This is a genomic window from Microbacterium phoenicis (assembly GCF_047302325.1).
In the GTDB taxonomy this organism is placed as follows: domain Bacteria; phylum Actinomycetota; class Actinomycetes; order Actinomycetales; family Microbacteriaceae; genus Microbacterium.
Window position 1 is genome coordinate 2,903,848 of record NZ_CP154849.1, and the last position, 17,766, is coordinate 2,921,613.

16 protein-coding genes are annotated in these 17,766 nt (G+C 71.2%); 8 read left to right on the forward strand and 8 right to left on the reverse strand.

Going from position 1 to position 17,766, the window contains the following annotated elements; translation table 11 throughout:
* The first annotated feature begins 68 nt into the window (after window positions 1–68).
* Window positions 69–1,541, forward strand: a complete 1,473-nt coding sequence (locus ABCU91_RS14305; protein ID WP_413354220.1) for a family 20 glycosylhydrolase — start codon at window positions 69–71, stop codon at window positions 1,539–1,541.
* The gene (nagA, locus tag ABCU91_RS14310) at window positions 1,529–2,677 is read left to right on the forward strand and encodes an N-acetylglucosamine-6-phosphate deacetylase (RefSeq protein ID WP_413354221.1); all 1,149 of its coding nucleotides are present in this window, start codon (window positions 1,529–1,531) and stop codon (window positions 2,675–2,677) included. Before ABCU91_RS14305 ends, nagA begins: the two co-directional genes overlap by 13 nt.
* A 21-nt stretch (window positions 2,678–2,698) precedes the next feature.
* Here nagA and ABCU91_RS14315 read toward each other — a convergent pair whose 3' ends face one another.
* The 5 genes from ABCU91_RS14315 to ABCU91_RS14335 form a co-directional block, all read right to left on the reverse strand.
* Window positions 2,699–3,598, reverse strand: a complete 900-nt coding sequence (locus ABCU91_RS14315; RefSeq protein ID WP_406923515.1) for an ROK family protein — start codon at window positions 3,596–3,598, stop codon at window positions 2,699–2,701.
* Between the two features lies 1 nt (window position 3,599).
* Complete coding sequence (locus ABCU91_RS14320; RefSeq protein ID WP_413354222.1) at window positions 3,600–4,562, reverse strand: carbohydrate ABC transporter permease; 963 nt, start codon at window positions 4,560–4,562, stop codon at window positions 3,600–3,602.
* The gene (locus ABCU91_RS14325; RefSeq protein ID WP_413354223.1) at window positions 4,559–5,530 is read right to left on the reverse strand and encodes a carbohydrate ABC transporter permease; all 972 of its coding nucleotides are present in this window, start codon (window positions 5,528–5,530) and stop codon (window positions 4,559–4,561) included. Before ABCU91_RS14325 ends, ABCU91_RS14320 begins: the two co-directional genes overlap by 4 nt.
* A gap of 65 nt (window positions 5,531–5,595) precedes the next feature.
* Window positions 5,596–6,858 (reverse strand): extracellular solute-binding protein, encoded by a 1,263-nt coding sequence (locus ABCU91_RS14330; protein ID WP_413354224.1) that lies wholly within the window; start codon window positions 6,856–6,858, stop codon window positions 5,596–5,598.
* A 94-nt stretch (window positions 6,859–6,952) separates the two neighbouring features.
* On the reverse strand, window positions 6,953–8,089 hold the full coding sequence (locus ABCU91_RS14335; RefSeq protein ID WP_413354225.1) for an ROK family protein: 1,137 nt from the start codon (window positions 8,087–8,089) through the stop codon (window positions 6,953–6,955).
* Window positions 8,090–8,205: 116 nt separating this feature from the next.
* On the opposite strand from ABCU91_RS14335, the gene ABCU91_RS14340 reads away from it, so the two are divergent.
* The gene (locus tag ABCU91_RS14340) at window positions 8,206–8,601 is read left to right on the forward strand and encodes a YrdB family protein (RefSeq protein WP_406923510.1); all 396 of its coding nucleotides are present in this window, start codon (window positions 8,206–8,208) and stop codon (window positions 8,599–8,601) included.
* A complete protein-coding gene (locus ABCU91_RS14345) occupies window positions 8,598–9,965 on the forward strand; it encodes an FAD-binding oxidoreductase (RefSeq protein ID WP_413354226.1) in 1,368 nt (455 codons plus the stop codon). The genes ABCU91_RS14340 and ABCU91_RS14345 overlap by 4 nt, the downstream gene beginning before the upstream one ends.
* Here the strand turns inward: ABCU91_RS14345 and ABCU91_RS14350 are convergent.
* Entirely contained in the window at window positions 9,956–10,579 is a 624-nt protein-coding gene (locus ABCU91_RS14350; RefSeq protein WP_413354227.1) for a hypothetical protein, read from the reverse strand. The genes ABCU91_RS14345 and ABCU91_RS14350 overlap by 10 nt on opposite strands.
* A gap of 117 nt (window positions 10,580–10,696) precedes the next feature.
* On the opposite strand from ABCU91_RS14350, the gene ABCU91_RS14355 reads away from it, so the two are divergent.
* The 3 genes from ABCU91_RS14355 to ABCU91_RS14365 all read left to right on the forward strand — a co-directional run bounded on the left by ABCU91_RS14355 (window position 10,697) and on the right by ABCU91_RS14365 (window position 13,178).
* Window positions 10,697–11,125 (forward strand): hypothetical protein, encoded by a 429-nt coding sequence (locus tag ABCU91_RS14355; protein WP_413354228.1) that lies wholly within the window; start codon window positions 10,697–10,699, stop codon window positions 11,123–11,125.
* Window positions 11,126–11,237: 112 nt separating this feature from the next.
* Window positions 11,238–12,662 (forward strand): L,D-transpeptidase family protein, encoded by a 1,425-nt coding sequence (locus ABCU91_RS14360; protein WP_413354230.1) that lies wholly within the window; start codon window positions 11,238–11,240, stop codon window positions 12,660–12,662.
* Window positions 12,663–12,725: 63 nt separating this feature from the next.
* Window positions 12,726–13,178, forward strand: a complete 453-nt coding sequence (locus ABCU91_RS14365; protein WP_065570145.1) for a GNAT family N-acetyltransferase — start codon at window positions 12,726–12,728, stop codon at window positions 13,176–13,178.
* 62 nt (window positions 13,179–13,240) lie between these two features.
* Here the strand turns inward: ABCU91_RS14365 and ABCU91_RS14370 are convergent, their stop codons facing one another.
* On the reverse strand, window positions 13,241–15,457 hold the full coding sequence (locus tag ABCU91_RS14370; protein WP_413354231.1) for an NADP-dependent isocitrate dehydrogenase: 2,217 nt from the start codon (window positions 15,455–15,457) through the stop codon (window positions 13,241–13,243).
* Between the two features lie 114 nt (window positions 15,458–15,571).
* Here ABCU91_RS14370 and ABCU91_RS14375 point away from each other — a divergent pair, with 114 nt between their 5' ends.
* Window positions 15,572–16,540: an acetylxylan esterase gene (locus tag ABCU91_RS14375; protein WP_413354232.1), complete on the forward strand. Its 969-nt coding sequence runs from the start codon at window positions 15,572–15,574 to the stop codon at window positions 16,538–16,540.
* Here the strand turns inward: ABCU91_RS14375 and ABCU91_RS14380 are convergent, their stop codons facing one another.
* A complete protein-coding gene (locus ABCU91_RS14380; RefSeq protein WP_413354233.1) occupies window positions 16,541–17,548 on the reverse strand; it encodes a LacI family DNA-binding transcriptional regulator in 1,008 nt (335 codons plus the stop codon).
* Window positions 17,549–17,766 lie beyond the last annotated feature (218 nt).

Genomic DNA, 17,766 nt, shown 5'->3' on the forward strand with positions numbered 1-17,766 from the left:
ACGGATGGGGTCGCTGATAGGCTGGCCCGATCGGTTTTGTTAGGACACCTTACAGATCGGCGGCGGACATGCTCCCCCTCCCCCTCGTGCCCTTCCCCGCGGACGTCGACGTCGCGGACGCACCCGCCTTCGACCTGTCGCGCGCCGGCCTGCAGGGCGATCCGGATGCCGCGACCGCCCTCCGATCGCTCGTCGCCGCGCGCAGCGGCCTCGACCTGCCGGACGGCGACACCATCTCGCTCGCTGTGCAGGGCGGCGGCCCCATGGAGTCGTACACCCTCGAGGTCGAGACCACCGGCATCCGGATCACGGGAGCGGATGCCGCGGGCCTGTTCTACGGCGTGCAGACGCTCGGGCAGCTCATCCGCCGTGACGGCGAGCGCTGGGTGGTGCCGGCTGTCCGCATCGCGGACGCCCCGCGCTTCGCCTACCGCGGGGTCATGCTGGACGTTGCCCGGCACTTCCACGCGGTCGACACGGTGACGGCGTACATCGACCGGGCGGCATCGCTGAAGCTCAACGTCCTGCACCTGCACCTCTCGGACGACCAGGGCTGGCGGCTCGAGCTGCGATCGCGTCCCGAGCTCACCGAGAAGGCATCGGCGACCGCGGTCGACGGCGATCCGGCAGGCTTCTACACGCAGGACGACTACCGCGAGATCGTCGCGTACGCGGCATCCCGTCACATGACGGTCGTCCCCGAGTTCGACATGCCGGGCCACACGCACGCCGTCTCCCTCGCGTACCCAGAGATCGCCGAAGCGCCGGTCACCGACGTCATCACCGAGGGCGCGATCCCGGTCGCCGGCGAGCCTTACACCGGCACCGCGGTCGGCTTCTCGTCGCTCCGCGTGCACGACGACGCCACCTACGCGTTCGTGAGCGGCGTCTTCGCCGAACTCGCGGAGCTCACCCCGGGACCGTGGCTGCACTTCGGCGGCGACGAGTCCCACGGGACGACGCCCGAGGACTTCGCGCACTTCGTCGCCCGCGCGAGCACCGTGATCGCCGACCTCGGCAAGACGCCGATCGCCTGGCACGAGGCCGGCGCCTCCGCAGGCCTGGCTCCCGGCACGATCGGTCAGTACTGGGGCTTCGTCACGCCGACGGATGCCGCACCCGAGCACGCCCGCGCTTTCGCCGAGCGCGGCGGTCGTGTCGTCCTCTCTCCCGCCGACGCGATCTACCTCGACATGAAGCCGACCGACGACGCGCCCCTCGGACTCACCTGGGCGAACGGACCCACGAGCCTCGAGCGCGCGTATTCATGGGAGCCGACCGAGGTCGTCGACGGCCTCCCCGAGGACGCGATCCTCGGGATCGAGGCACCCCTGTGGACCGAGACGGTCGCGAGCCTCGCCGACATCGACGCGCTCGCGTTCCCGCGCATCGCCGCCGCGGCCGAGATCGCCTGGTCCGCACCAGCCGGATCGGAGCGCACGTGGCGCTCGTTCCGGGCGCGGGTCGGCGGGCTCGGGCCGCTGTGGACCTCGCTCGGCATCCGCTTCCCCGCGCTCGCGGAGGTCACGTGGACGACGTGAGCCGCATCATCCACTCCGCCCGGCTGATCGATGCGGGCACGGAGACCCCCGACGCGTGGATCCGCATCGAGGCGGGCCGCGTCGCGGCATCCGGCACCGGCGGATCCTGGCGAGCGCTCGACGCCGACGAGGTGGTCGACGCGGGCACGGTCGCCGGGGCGGGCGCTGTGCTCACGCCCGGGTTCGTCGACCTGCACGGGCATGGCGGGGGCGGCCGCGCGCACGAGGAGGGCGTCGAGGCGATCCGCATCGCCCGGGCGACGCACCTCGCACACGGCACGACGCGCGCCGTCATCTCGCTGGTCGCCGGCTCACCTGCCGACCTCGCCTCCCGCCTCGGTGCGATCGCCGACCTCGCCCAAGCGGATGCCTCGGTCCTCGGCGCGCACCTCGAGGGCCCCTTCCTCGACCCGGGGCACCACGGCGCGCACGATCCGGCGCTGCTGCTCGACCCCGCGCCCGAGACCGTTGCGGCACTGATCGAGGCGGCGCGTGGATCGCTCGTGCAGGTGACACTCGCGCCGGAGCTACCGGGCGCGCACGAGGCGATCGCGCAGTTCGCAGCGGCCGGCGTCGTCGTCGCGGTCGGTCACACGGGCGCCGACGTCGAGGCCACCCGCCGCGCGTTCGATGCGGGCGCCACCGTCCTCACCCACGCGTTCAACGCGATGCCGGGACTCCATCACCGCGCCCCCGGCCCCGTCGGCGCCGCGACCGGCGACCCGCGCGTGACGATCGAGGTCATCGCCGACGGAGTGCACGTGCACCCCGACGTCGTCCGGATGCTCTTCGCGGTCGCTCCCGGACGCATCGCGCTCATCACCGACGCTATGGCCGCCGCCGGCGCAGCGGACGGGACCTACCTGCTCGGGTCGCTCCCGGTGACGGTCGAGGCGGGCGTCGCACGCCTGGCCGAGGGCACGATCGCGGGTTCCACGCTGACACAGGATGCCGCGCTCCGCACCGCTGTCGCCGCGGGAGTTGCGCTGCCCGAGGCGGTCACGGCCCTCACGACGACCCCTGCGCGCGCGATCGGCCGGCCCGAACTCGGCTCGCTCGCCATCGGGGCCGTCGCCGACGCGGTCCTCCTGAGTGCCGATCTGCAGGTGCGGCGGGTCTTCACCGGGATGGTCTGACCCGCGGCATCCGCGCCACGCTCAGCCCGGCACGACCCCGGCAGGGGCTTCCGCCAGGAGCGCCGCGCCGACCGCGCCGACCGGCGCGCCGGACGGAACCGGCACGACGCGGTCCGCCAGATCGAGCGAGGCGAGGAAGGCCGACCCGGATGCCGCGGCCCGCAGAGCCGTGCGAACCGGCCCGAGCAGCCGCTCCCCGAGGTGCGAGACCCCGCCGCCGAGCACGACGACGTCGACGTCGGCCGTGAGGACGAGAAGCTGCGCCGCGGCGGCCACGCCGCGCACGACGTCCGCCTGCAGCGACCCGCCGAACGGGTCGCCGGCGGCGGCCGCGTCGAACACGTCGGCCACCGGGAACGCGGAGGGCCTCCCCCATCGCGCCGCGACCGAAGCACCTCCGGCGAGCGACTCGATGCAGCCCCGCTGCCCGCAGGGGCACACGGGACCGGCGGGGTCCACGCTCAGATGCCCGATCTCCCCCGCCGCGCCCCGCGCGCCGCGCCACGGCATCCCGTCCCGGACGATCCCCGCGGCGACGCCCGTTCCGAGGTTGAGATAGGCGAGCGAATCGACACCCGGGAGGAGCGCTCGGGCCCCCACGGCGGCGGCCCGCACGTCGTTGTCCACGGTGGGCCGGAGCCCGAGCCGTGCGGCGAGCGCCGCGGCCAGATCGAACTCCGCGATACCGAGGTTGAGGGCGTGACGGACGACGCCGTCCCCCGCGATCTGGCCGGGAACGCCGACGCCGAGGGCGTCGAGCGCTCGGCCGCCGGCGAGCACCTCGACGACCGCCGCGATCCCCTCGACGACAGCGGCGGCACCGCGGCCGGTCGGGCGGCGTTCGATCCCGAGGACGCGACCGGCCTCGTCCACCGCCACGGCGAGCGTCTTCGTGCCGCCGACATCCACTCCGACGCGCATCTCAGCCCTTCACCGCGCCAGAGACGAGCCCACCGGACATCCGTCCCTGCACGATGAGGAAGAACACGACCACGGGGATCGAGATGAGGGTGGATGCCGCCATCACGGCGCCCCAGTTGGTCGCCTCGGTCGCGGACTGGAACGACAGCAGCCACGGCGGCAACGTCAGATTCTGGCCGCGCAAAAGGAGGAGGGCCATCGTGAACTCGTTCCAGGACTGGATGAACGCGAAGACGCCGGTCGCGACCAGCCCCGGGGCGAGGAGCGGGAACGTGACCTTCCAGAACGCCTGCGACCGCGTGCAACCGTCGATCATGGCCGCCTCCTCGAGGTCGACGGGGACTCCTGCGACGAAGCCGCGAAGGGTCCAGATGGTGAACGGGACCACCGCGGCGACGTAGACGATCCCGAGGCCCAGGAGGGTGTTCATGAGGCGCCAGTCGTCGATCATGCCGTAGATCGTGAACATCATGGCCTCACCGGGGATCATCTGGACGATGAGTACCGAGACGATGAAGGAGCGACGCCCGCGGAAGCGGATGCGGGCCACGGCAATCGAGGCGAGGAAGGCGACGAGGAGGGTGACGACGAGGACGCCGACGGTGACGAGGCTCGAGCTGAGGAGCCCGTGCACGAAGTCGGTCTGACCGGGGGCTGCGGGTCGCGTCCACGCCGTCTCGTAGTTGCGGAGCGTGAAGTCCAGCGGCAGGAAGCTCGGCGTGCGGCTGATGATCGACTCGCCGCTCGTGAACGACATGTTCAGCATCCAGTACACCGGGAACACGGAGCAGGCGAACACGACCAGCGCAGCCAGGTCGAGCAGGATGCGGCCGGCGGGCGAGCGGCGCCGCCGCCGCGCGGCGAGCGAGCCGGGGAGGGGCGTCCGGGCGTCGCCGACGGGGCCGGCGATCTCGTCGACGCCGACCGTGGACAACTGCGCGGCAGGGGTGATCTGCGTGCTCACAGCTCTTCCTCCTTGAGAGTCGTGCGGACGTACCCCCACGAGAGGGCGAGCAGCAGGATGACGGTCAGCACGCCGATCGCGCTCGTGACGCCGAACTCCCCCACCCCCTGCCGGAAGATGTAGGTACCGAGGACGTTGGTCTCGGAGACGAGCCCGCCGCGCTGCTGCAGCGTGTAGACCTGCGTGAAGATGCGGAGGTTCCAGATCACCTGCAGGACGACGACGACCGTGACGACGTTCCGCAGGTAGGGGTAGACGACCAGTCGGAACCGCTGGAGGCCCGTCGCTCCGTCGAGCGAGGCGGCCTCGAGCACCTCGCCGGGGACCTGGCCGAGCGCGGCGTAGAGCGTGAACGCCGCGAACGGAACGCCCTGCCATACGACGATGATCGTGAGGACGGCGAAGAACGACCACGGGTCGAGCAGCCAGGAGTGGTTCGTGAAGTCGGTCGTGCCGGTGACGGTGTTGAACAGCCAGTTCACGAGTCCGTACTGCGCGTCGAAGATCCACCCCCAGACGGTGGTCGCCGCCAGCGGCGGCATCGCCCACGCGAGGAGCAGGCCGATCGAGACGAGCAGCCGCCAGCCGCGGGCGAGGCGGGTCATCAGCACGGCGACGAGCGCGCCGAGCCCGACGATGAGCACCGTCATGACGAGCATGAGGCCGAGGCTGCGGACGAGCACCGCCGGGAAGTCCGACGCGGTGAACACCTCGAGGTAGTTCTCGAAGCCGACGACATCGGGGAGGGTCCCCTGCACCTTGTCGCGGATCGAGTAGTCGGTGAACGACTGGACGACCATGAGGACCGCGGGGTAGCCCACCATCACCGCGAGGATCACGAGCGACGGGCCGAGCAGCGTGAGCGCCGCCGCGCCGTCCTTGCGTCGACGGCCGCGCTCGCGGGCTGTCGACGCGAGGCGGTCGCGCGGCGAGGTCCGCGGCCGCGGACGGGTGAGTGTTCCGGACATCGTCGTCTCCGTGAGAGGTCGGTCGGCGGTGCAGGGGACGGTGACCGCCCCCTGCGCCGGTCCGGTCAGGAGTTGAGGATCGCTTCGATCTGACCGTCGAGGGCGGTGGCGATCTCGGTGACGTCGCCCCCCTGCGCGATCTTCACGAGGGCGTCCTTGATGACACCGGCCGACTCGACCTCGGCCCACTTGGGGCTGGCCGGGACGGCCTTGGAGGATGCCGCGGCCTTCGCCGCCTCGGCGGTGATGGCGTCGTCGGGCAGGTACTCCGCGAACGAGGTGCGCGCGGGGATCAATCCGTTCTCGGCGAGGATCTTCTGGTAGCCCTCCGAGAGGATGACCTGCAGCGCCGCCTGCGCCTTCTCCTGGGCGTCGGACTTCGCGGCGACCGCGATGTTCGAGCCGCCCGCGAACACGGGGGCGACCTCGCCGGCCGTCATGCCGGGGAGCGCGAACGCCGCGAGGTCCTTGCCGGCCTCGTCGGGGCATCCCGGAGCCTCGGCGTCCGCCGCCGCGAGGATCGACCACTTGACCCATGCGGGCGCGGAGAGGAAGCCGACCTCACCGGCGCAGAACGGGACCTGCGGGTCGGCCTCGTCGGAGTCGGCGGGGGCGATCGTCGCGTTGGTGTACACGTCCTGCAGCATCTCGAGGCCGGCGATCCCGCCTTCGCTCGAGAAACCGCCGACCCACTGGTCGCCGTCGAGGGTGGCGATCTCTCCGCCGTTCGCCCAGATGTAGGGCAGCGCGTTGTACCAGTCCTTGCCGGGGGCGTAGATGCCAGACTTCGTCGCGGTCGTCTCGTCGATGCCCGCCTTCACGTAATCGGCGAGCGTCGTCGGCACCTCCCCCGAGTAGGTCGAGGGCGAATAGAAGACGACGCGCGATCCGGCGTAGTACGGCGCCGCGTAGAGGGTGCCGTCCTCGGAACCGAGGTCGACGAAGCTCTTCAGCATGTCGTCGCCGCCGAGGTCGTCCTGGATGCCGGAGAGATCGGCGAACAGGCCCTGCGAAATGAACCCGGGCGCCTGCGTGTTGCCGACCTCGACGATGTCGGGGGCGTCGTTGGACGAGAGCGCCGCGACGTACGCCTCACCGGTGTCCGCCCACGTCTTCTCTTCGATCGTGAGCGTCCAGCCGTCGTTCTGGTCTTCGAACGTCTTCTTCAGGTAGTCGCGCGCGTCCTGCGGGGTGTCCGTGCCGACGAGCCACACGGTCAGGTCGCCGGTCTCGGCGCTCCCGCCCGCGGGTGTGCCGCCGCCGGCACAGCCGGACAGGACGAGGGCCGACGCGCCGAGGAGCGACAGTGCTCCGAGGGTCTTCTTCATAGCGGTTCCTTCACTGTGGGGGATGCGGCGGCCCGGTCGAGCCGTCGCGGATGCGGGTGGTGCGGGGTGACGCGGATGGTGCGGGTGGTGCGGATCAGGAGACTCCGAGACGGCCGGACAGGACCATGACGGCCGCGCCGCGGAGGACGATGTCCTCGCTGTGGGTCGACATGCGCACCTGGAGCCCGTCGTGGAAGGTGGCGAGAGTGCGGGTGCGGACCGTCTCCGCAGCGGCCTCGGCCAGAGCCCCGCCGAGGAGGTCGGCAGGGCCCGAGAGAGCGATCTCCGACAGGTCGAGCGCTCCGACGATCGGCGCCAGGGCGATGCCGAGTCGCTCGCCGGCGTCGCGGAGGACGCCGTCGGGGTCGTCGGTGGCGGCGAGACGCGCGGTGAGTGCGGGGACCGCGAGCCAGGCCTCGAGGCATCCGATCTTGCCGCAGGCGCAGGCAGGGCCGCCGTCGGTGCCGACGGTGACGTGACCGATCTCGCCGGCGGCGAAGCGGGCGCCTGCGAGCGGCTCTCCTCCGGTCAGCAGGCCCGCACCGACACCGCGGCCGACGCGCACGAGGATCACGTCGTCGCCGGCGCCGCCGAACGTGTGCTCGGCGAGGACCGCGGCGTTCGCGTCGTTGGCGACGAGCACGGGGAGTCCGACCTCCGCCTCGAGAGCTGCGGCGAGGTCCAGATCCGACCAGCCGAACCCGGGTGCGGCGAGGACGACGCCGCGGTCGTCCACGACGCCGGGAGTCCCGACGCCGAGCCCCAGGACGGGCGCATGGGCGTCGGCCACGACCGCGCGGGCGAGGCCGATGATCGCCTCGAGGACGTCGGACGGGCGTGCGGGGACGGGGACGCTGTGTCGCGCGACGATCTCGCCGTCGAGGGTGAGCACCGCGCCGAGGAAGCTCTCGCTGCCCGACAGATCGACCCCGACGATGCGGTGACCGTCGCGGGCGATGTCCACGAGGATGGCGGGCTTTCCGGGACCGGATGCTTCCCGCAGACCCCGCTCGACGACGTATCCGTCGTCCATGAGCGACCCGACGAGGTCCGACACGGTGACCCTCGTCAGCCCGGTCTCACGCGCGAGATCGGCCCGGCTCATCGCTCCCTCGGAGAAGAGCGACTGGAGCACGAGCGCGCGGTTGTGCGCCCGGGCGTGCTCCGGGAGGATCTTGCCCGCGGCGCGTCGGGAACGGGTCACGGCGGCGGATCGGGTCGGCGTCGGCATGTTTGTTAGTAAGCCTTACGAATAGTCGTCACGCAAGAGCCCAACCCCTATTTGCAAGCAGTCTTAACAAACTCGTTACACTCCGGCCGCCGCCCCCGCCCCCGTAGAATCGAGGCATGTCCGAGCTCCCCCACGTCCGGCCCGAACGACCCGCGGAGCCCGTACCCGCCGCCCGTGCCGAGAGGCTGTCGACCCTCGATCTCCTCAGCTTCCTGTGCACGATGTTCGCGGTCGCGTCGCTCGCGATCTGGGGCTTCACCGCGTGGGAGCTCCCCTGGAACATCGTCTTCGGCATCGCCGCGCCCCTCGCGACGCTCATCGTGTGGGGCCTGTTCGCCTCGCCGCGCGCCGTCATCCGCGTGCACCCCTTCGTGCGCGGACTCGTCGAGCTGCTCATCTACCTGTCGGCGACGATCGCCTGGTGGAGCGCGGGGCAGGCCTGGATCGGACTCGGCTTCGCGGTGGTCGCCGTCGTGGTCGGCGTCCTCGCAGGACGCCGACGCCTGTCGTGACCGACGTCGCCGCCCTCCTCCGCGATGCGCTCGGCGAGCGCGTCGACACGTCGGCGGCGGCCCTCGATGCGGCCCGGGCGGACAAGTCGGGCCACCGCGCGGCCGGACGGCCGCTCGCGCTCGTGCGCGCGGCATCCGTCTCGGACGTGCAGACCACGATGCGGATCGCCTCCGAGACCGGCACGCCGGTGGTGACCCGCGGCGCCGGGACGGGCCTGGCCGGCGGAGCGAACACCGGCGAGGGCGAGATCGCCCTGTCGGTGCGCGACATGAACCGGGTCCTCGAGGTCCGCCCCGACGACCTCCTCGCCGTGGTGGAGCCCGGCATCCTCAACGCCGACCTCGGACGCGCTCTCGCACCGTACGGCGTGTGGTGGGCGCCCGACCCGGCCAGCCGCGAGATCTCGACCGTCGGCGGCAACATCGCGACGGGGGCGGGCGGGCTCCTGTGCGCGAAGTACGGGGTCGTCCGCGATGCGGTCCTCGCCCTGGACGTCGTCCTCGCCGACGGCCGGCTCATCTCGACCGGCCACCGCAGCGTGAAGGGGGTCACCGGATACGACCTCACCGCGCTCATGATCGGATCCGAGGGGACCCTCGGCGTCGTCGTCGGCGCAACGCTCAAGCTCCGCCGCCTCGTCCCCGGCGAGACCCGCACTGTGACCGCGCAGTTCCCCGACGTCCGGTCGGCCGCCGCCGGGGCCGCGGCGGTGACCGCGTCCGGCGCGCAGCCCGCCATCATGGAGCTGATGGATGCCGTGAGCCTGGCGGCCGCGCATGCCCTCCTGGGCCTTCCCTCTCCGACGCCCGGCGCGACCCAGCTGACGGTGCAGACCGACGGCGTCGCCGCCGCCGCCGAGCAGGCGGCGATCGCGGCCGTCCTGACCTCAACCGGCGGCGCGGTCCGCCTTGCCGACGACGACGCGGAAGCCGCCCAGCTGTGGGCGGTGCGTCGCGCGATGCATCCGGCGATGGAGAGCCTCGGCACGGCGCTCATCGAGGACGTCTCCGTGCCTCGGAGCGCGCTCCCCGCGATGTTCGACGAGATCGCCCGCATCGAGGCGCAGTACGACCTGATCATCCCGACCGTCTGCCACGCGGGCGACGGCAACCTGCATCCCAACTTCATCTTCGACGGGGACGAGGTTCCTGAACGCGTGTGGCAGGCAGCGGATGCCCTGTTCCGCGCGGCCATCGCCCTGGGCGGCACCCTGACGGGCGAACACGGCATCGGCGTCCTCAAGAGCCGCTGGCTCGCCGACGAACTCGGCGCGGATCAGTGGACCCTGCAGCGAGGGATCAAGGCGGTCTTCGACCCGGCCGGCATCCTCAACCCGGGAAAGGTGTTCGCTGCTCAGCCGTGACGCACGGCCGCATTCGACGGCGCCCGCGATCCCCGATCCGGTGCCGGCTGGGTCGTGACTGCGAGGACCATCGACACGATGCCGACGACCGCGGGAATGGTCGCGGGGAGAACGCCGACGGGGCCCCCGATGCCCGGAGCCACGATGGTGACGGCCGCGAAGACGACGGCGAGCCCCAACCCGAGCGTGATCGCCGCGAGCGGGATCCAGCTCCAGGGGCGAGGGATGACGCCGATGCGCAGGATCGCGATCGCGCCGCCGATCGCGAGGATGTAGGAGACGATCGCTCCCAGCGCTGCCGTCGGCTCCGCAGCAGGGCCCGCGGCGTACCCCGTCGGACCGGCCCACCAGACGGCGCGGACGAGGACGAATCCCCCGAGAGCGAGCAGGATCGCCATACCAGCAGGTCGCCGTGCCACCACGCTGTCCGCCGGCCGCAGCCCGAAGGCGTAGAGGGCGCACGCTCCGGCAGCGAGGACGGCGGCCCCCACCTCGTACGGCACGGCCGCCGCGTTCCCCGATCCGATGGCAATGGCAGCGAGCACGCCGAGAAGCCCCTGCCCGAGGAGCAGGAACCCGCCGAAGAGCCACGACCACACCGTTGTGCGCTGCATGGGCACACCATAAGCCCGGAGGACGACCGATGTCACCCGCCGCGCACACCCGGGTCCACGGTTCCTCCAGCGAAGCCGTGGCAGGCTCGAACGGTCCCGACCCCGAGGAGGCCCGACGTGTCCGCATCCCGCTCCGCCCGCGCCGTCGGCGTGTTCCTCGCCGCCGGATGCGTCGCCGCCGTCTGCGCGGCGTGTTCACCCGCGGTCCATCACGGCGAGAGGCAGAGCGTCGCCTCCGCATGCGAGGCCGTCGCCACTGCCGTCGACGATGCGATGACGGCGTTCGCCGATGCGGATGCCACCGACCCGTCCACCGCCGCGAACGCCACCGCGAGCGTCCGCGCGCAGTTGGAGGAGCTCGCGCCGTCGATCCACAACGCCCGCGTGGCCGACGTCGTCGCCGACCTCAGGTCGGGATTCGACGTCCTCGCGACGGCGACCTCCGCCGCAGCGGACGGCGACCTCGACGGGGTAACGGGCCTCGGCGAGGCGACCGACCGCATCCGTTCCGGCGTCTCGGAATATCACGATCTGTGCGCGCGGTGAACCGGACGCACCCCTGGTCGCGTACCCTTTTGTGAAGCGACATTCGCCCTGGCGACGAGACCCCGGATCCCCGTGGCGTCCGGGACGCCGGGTATCAGCTCGGGGGAGATCGATGTCCGAGACCATCACACGCCAGGACGCCGGCGCCGCCGTCGTCTCCGACGCCCCCGTCGACGTGCGCTGGGCGCCTACCGAACCGGCCCGCAAGCCCCGCCGCCTGTGGCTGAAGATCGGCGTCCCGGCGACCGCCGTCGTGGCCGCAGCGACCGTGTGCTCGCTCATCCTGATCGCACCGGGCACGACCGCTGCCGGCGTTCCTGTCGGGGGCCAGACCTCCGGTGCAGCGGCGGAGTCGATCTCGTCCCGCCTGGCCGACATCGAAGTGACCCTCGGCGAAGGCGGTCCCACCGTTTCGGCCGCCGACCTCGGTGCGACCGTCGACGCCTCAGCTCTGGCCGACGCGGCGTTCGCGGGCAGCCCGATGTGGAACGTGACCGCGTGGTTCGCCGAGTACGGCACCCCCGACGTGAGCCTCGACGCCGACCGGGCGGCGAATGCGCTGCGCGCGGCCCTGCCCGACGCCTACACCGACCCGACTCCCGCTGCGGTGACGTTCCAGGACGGCGCTTACGCGGTGACGCCTGCCGTCGACGGGACGGGCGTCTCGCTCGACGCCGTGCGCGGTGCCCTCGAGTCGGCCCTGACGACGGGCGCCGACACGGCGACCGTCGACCCCACCCCGGAAGCCGTCGCCTCGGTCGTCACGACGGCCGCGGCCGAGACGGCCGCCTCGAGCCTGAACGACATGATCGCCGAGGCGGGCTTCTACGTGGGCGACGACCGCGCCGTCCCCGTGACCGCCGACACGCTCGCGTCGTGGGTGGATGTGGCAGCCGACGAGACCGGCACGTTCTCCTTCACGGTGGATGCCGCCGCGATCCAGACCGCCGTCGACGCCCTTCCCGACCAGGTCAACCAGGACCCGGTCGACGCGAACGTCCTGTCGAACGAGGCCGGGACGGTGCTCGCGACGATCGTCGAGGGGCAGGACGGCCGAGCGCTCGGCGACACGTCGGATGTGGCGCGTGACTTCGCCGACCAGCTCGCCGCCGGCGATGCCTCGTATGAGCTGGCGGCCGATGTCACGGCGCGCGGTACGGTCAGCACTGTCCGTCTGGCCGAGGTGGACCTCGGCGAGCAGCGCCTGTACCTCAAGGAGAACGGCAAGGTCGTCGACACCTGGCTCATCTCGAGCGGCCGGGACGGCGCCATCACCTACCAGGGGCACTACTCCATCGGATGGCGCACCCCGCTCCAGGACATGAAGGGCACGTCGCGCGACACGGGATCCAAGTACACGCAGCCCGACGTCCCGTGGGTCATGTACTTCAACGGCAACCAGGCCTTCCACGGCGCGTACTGGCACAACAACTTCGGCAACCAGATGAGCGCCGGCTGCGTCAACATGCCGCCGGCCCTGGCGAAGAAGCTGTACGACTGGATGCCCGACGGCGGCGACGTCTGGATCCACGCCTGACACATTCCGGATCATCGGCATCCGTCCTGTGCGCAGGACACCGATCACGGTTAGCCTGTGCTCATGGCTGACCTCCGCGTGGAAGAACTGTCGGCGTCGACGATCGTCGCCGTGAACACCCTCTCGCTCAAGCCGGGCCAGGAACGCTTCATCGCACCCGAGAGCTATGCGATCGCAGCGACCGTCGTCGATCCCGCCACGTCATGGCAGCGGGTGATCCTCGACGGCGACGAGGTCGTCGGCTTCGTGAGCGCCGGCTTCGACGATGACGCCCCGCACGAGCACTTCCGCTCGGTGCTGTGGCGGATCAACGTGGATGCCGACGATCAGGGCCGCGGCATCGGTCGTTACGCCGTCGACCAGCTCGTGGACGAAGCGCGCGCCCGCGGCTTCGATCACGTGAACGTGATCTACGAAGCCGGCGAGGGCGGACCGGACGCGTTCTTCCGCCGCGTCGGCTTCACCCCCGTCGACGAGACCGAGTACGGCGAGGTCGTCGCGCAGATCCGCCTCTGACACTCCCCCGAACGCACGGATGCCCCGGCCCGCTCTCGCGGCCGGGGCATCCGTCTGTCGGATCAGAGTCCGTCGATGATGCCGTTCAGCGTGGCCGACGGGCGCATGACCTTCTCGACCAGCGCGGTGTCGGGACGGTAGTAGCCGCCGATCTCGGCGGGCGAACCCTGGACGGCGACCAGCTCGGCGACGATCGTCTCCTCGTTCGAGGTGAGCGCCTCGGCGACCGGGGCGAACGCCGCCGCGAGCTCGGCGTCGACGTTCTGGCGCGCCAGCTCCTGCGCCCAGTAGGTCGCGAGGTAGTAGTGGCTGCCGCGGTTGTCGATCGTGCCGAGGGCACGGCCCGGCGACTTGTCCTCTTCGAGGAAGGTTCCGGTCGCGGCGTCGAGCGTGTCGGCGAGGACCTTCGCGTGCGGGTTTGCGGTGTAGTCGGCGAGGTGCTCGAAGGATGCCGCCAGCGCGAAGAACTCGCCGAGCGAGTCCCAGCGCAGGTAGTTCTCCGCGACGAGCTGCTGCACGTGCTTGGGGGCGGAGCCGCCCGCGCCGGTCTCGAACAGTCCGCCGCCGGCGAGCAGCGGGACGATCGAGAGCATCTTGGCGCTCGTGCCGACCTCGAGGATCGGGAACAGGTCGGTGAGGTAGTCGCGCAGGACGTTGCCCGTGACCGAGATGGTGTCCTCGCCGCGGCGGATGCGCTCGAGCGAGTAGCGGGTCGCGTCGGCCGGAGCGAGGATCTCGATCGTGAGGCCCTCGGTGTCGTGCTCGGCGAGGTAGGTCTTCACCTTCGCGATGAGGTTGGCGTCGTGGGCGCGGTTCTCGTCGAGCCAGAAGACGGCCGGGACGCCGGTCGCACGCGCACGGGTGACTGCGAGCTTGACCCAGTCGCGGATGGCGACGTCCTTGGTCTGCGTCGCGCGCCAGATGTCCCCGGGCTGGACGGCGTGGGAGAGGAGGACCTCGCCCTCTGCGTTCACGACGTCGACGGTGCCGGCCGCGGCGATCTCGAACGTCTTGTCGTGCGAGCCGTACTCCTCGGCGGCCTGCGCCATGAGGCCGACGTTCGGCACGGAGCCGATGGTGGCCGGGTCGAGCGGACCGTGGGCGATGACGTCGTCGATCGTCGCCTGGTAGACGCCGGCGTACGAGGAGTCGGGGATGACGGCGATCGTGTCGGCCTCGCCGCCGTCGGCGCCCCACAGCTTGCCGCCGTTGCGGATGAGCGCCGGCATCGAGGCGTCCACGATCACGTCGGACGGGACGTGCAGGTTCGTGATGCCCTTGTCGGAGTTGACGTACGAAAGACGCGGGCCGTCCGCGATGGCCGCCTCGAACGCCGCGCGGATCTCGTCGCCGCCCTCGACGCCACCGAGACCGGCGAGGATCGCGCCGAGTCCGTCGTTCGGGGTGAGTCCGGCAGCCGCCAGCGTGTCGCCGAAGCGCGAGAAGACGTCGGCGAAGAACGCGCGGACGACGTGGCCGAAGATGATCGGGTCGCTGACCTTCATCATCGTGGCCTTGAGGTGCACGGAGTACAGCACGTCGTCTGCCGCGGCCTGGGCGATCGTGTCGGCGAGGAAGGCGTCGAGGGCCTTCGCCGAGAGGAACGTCGCGTCGACGACCTCACCGGGCAGGACCTTCAGGCCCGACTTCAGCTCGGTGACGGAGCCGTCCTCCCCCGTGAAGCGGATCGTGAGGACGTCGTCGCTCTCGATGACCGTCGAGGTCTCGTTGGACTTGAAGTCGTCGTGGCCGAGCGTCGCGACGCGGGTCTTCGAGCCCTCCGCGAACGCCTTGTTGCGGTGCGGGTGCTTGCGCGCGTAGTTCTTGACCGACAGCGGCGCGCGGCGGTCGCTGTTGCCCTCGCGCAGGACCGGGTTCACCGCGGAGCCCTTGATGCGGTCGTAGCGGGCGCGGACGTCCTTCTTGGCGACGTCCTTCGGCTCGTCCGGGTAGTCCGGGATGTCGTAGCCCTGGGACTGGAGTTCGGCGATGGCCGCCTTCAGCTGCGGGATGGATGCCGAGATGTTCGGCAGCTTGATGATGTTGGCCTCGGGGAGGGTCGCGAGACCTCCGAGCTCGGCGAGCGCGTCGCCGACCTGCTGCTCGGGGGTGAGGTTCTGGGGGAAGGCGGCGAGGATGCGCCCCGCGAGCGAGATGTCGCGCGTCTCGATGCCGACGCCCGCCTTTCCGGCGAACGCTTCGACGATCGGCAGGAAGGACGCCGTCGCCAGCGCGGGAGCCTCGTCGGTGTAGGTGTAGATGATGGTGGAATCGGGCACGTGTCGTCTCCAAGAAAAGGGCGTCGCGGATCGGTCTCAGCGTATCGCACCACCCCCGTTTCTCTCGATGTCGAGATATCTCCAGCCGTGACCGCCGACCGCTAGGGTGAGGCCGTGCCGCGCTTCGATCTGCCCCTGTCCGACCTCCGCGACTACCGCCCCGAGATCCGCATCCCCGCGGACTTCGACGACTTCTGGTCGAGCACCGTCGCCGGTGCACGGGAGGTGGGCGGATCACCCGTCGTCACCCCGATCGAGACCCCGCTGCGCGGGATCGACGCCTTCGACGTCACCTTCCCCGGGTTCGCCGGCGACCCGGTGAAGGGATGGCTGCTGCTTCCGGCCCAGCGCGACGGCGCTCTGCCCGCGGTCGTCGAGTTCAACGGGTACGGCGGGGGCCGCGGCCTCCCCTTCGAACGCCTCGGGTGGGCGGCATCCGGATACGCGCACTTCTTCATGGACACCCGCGGTCAGGGCAGCGCCTGGGGGTCGGGCGGCGCGACCGCCGATCCGCACGGTGCCGGACCGGCGTTCCCGGGGTTCATGACGCGGGGCATCGACGACCCGGAGACCTACTACTACCGTCGCGTCTTCACCGACGCGGTGCGGGCGATCGACGCGGTGCGCTCCCTTCCCGAGGTGGATGCCGCCCGCGTCGCCGTCTGCGGCGGCAGCCAGGGCGGCGGCATCGCGATCGCTGCGGCTGCCCTCAGCGACGACCTCGTCGCGGCGATGCCCGACGTCCCCTTCCTCTGCCATTTCGAGCGTGCCGTGGGCATGACGGGGCGCGACCCCTACGAGGAGGTCGCCCGTTACCTCGCCGTCCACCGCGGCGCGGAGGAGCGCGTCTTCGAGACCCTGTCGTACTTCGACGGGGTGAGCTTCGCGGCGCGGGCGCAGGCGGCATCCCTCTTCTCCGTCGCCCTGCTCGACCCGATCTGCCCGCCGTCGACCGTGTTCGCGGCGTTCAACGCCTGGGCGGGAGCGGACAAGGAGATCGAGGTGTTCCCCTTCAATGAGCACGAGGGCGGTCAGGCCTACCAGTGGCAGCGGCAGGCGGAGTTCCTCGCGGCGCGGATCTGATCAGTCGCCTGCGGGCGGGCGCTCGCCCGTTCCTCGCTCGATGATCCACGTGGGCAGCGTGATCTGGCGCACGAAGCCCGAGGGGTCCCCGATCCGCTCCATCGCGAGCGTCGCCGCGCGTCTGCCGAGTTCGAGCGGGTCGTAGGAGATCACCGAGACACCGAGGACGTCGGCCGTGTCGAAGTCGTCGAAGCCGATCAGCGCCGTCTGCTCGTCGCCGCGCGCCCGCAGTGCGCGGAGTGCGCCGACCGTCACCCGGTTGTTCCCGGAGATGATCGCCGTGGGGGCGGCATCCTCTCGCCAGAGACGCTGGACGAGATCGAGCGGCGGGATCGTGAGGTCGTCGCCCAGCATCTCCCATTGCGCCGAGTCGACGCCGATCTCCGACATCGCCTGCCGGTAGCCCGCGAGCCGCTCGGACTGCGTCCAGACGGATGCCGGGTTGCAGACGTAGGCGATGCGACGGTGACCGCGCGCCGTCAGCCGCCGGGTCGCCTCGAGGACGGCGACGCGGTTGTCGAGGACGATCGAGTCGGCCGCGAGGTTGCGCGCCGGTCGGTCGATCGCGATCACCGGGGTTCCCAGTTGGCGTTCGCCCTCGAGGTAGGACTGGTCCTCGCCGACCGGGATGAGCAGGAGCGCTCCGACCCGCTGCGCCAGCAGCGCGTCGGCCACGCGGCCCTCCCCTTCCTCGGTGTCGTCCGTGGTGGCGACGACGAGGCTGAACCCGTGGGCGGAGAGCTCCTTCTCGATGCCCGCGGCGACCTTGTAGTAGAACGGGTTGCTCAGCTCGCCGATGATGAAGCCGACCGTGCGGCTCCCGCCTCGACGGAGCCCCTGCGCGAGGCTGTTGGGGCGGAACCGCAGCCGTTTCGCCGAGGCGAGTACGCGCTCGACCGTCTGGGGTGCGACGAGCTCGCGTTGGGCGAACACGCGCGAGACCGTCTTCGAACTGACGCCGGCCAGGCGTGCGACGTCGTCGAGCGTGGCCCGCTGCTGCACCGTCATCGTGCCTCCTCGGCATAAGAGTACCAGTCCCGCACAATGACGACGATAGACATTTCTGCGACATCAACCCGCGAATGGATCGTCGTATGGATTGATAGATACCGGATCAGAGCCAAATCGGCATCACATTCCCGAAACAGGACAGCTTCAGACAGCGCTGACATTCGTGTCTTGTGAGCCGTAGCTTCGAGGGCTAACGTGAGCCGCGTCGGCGCCGT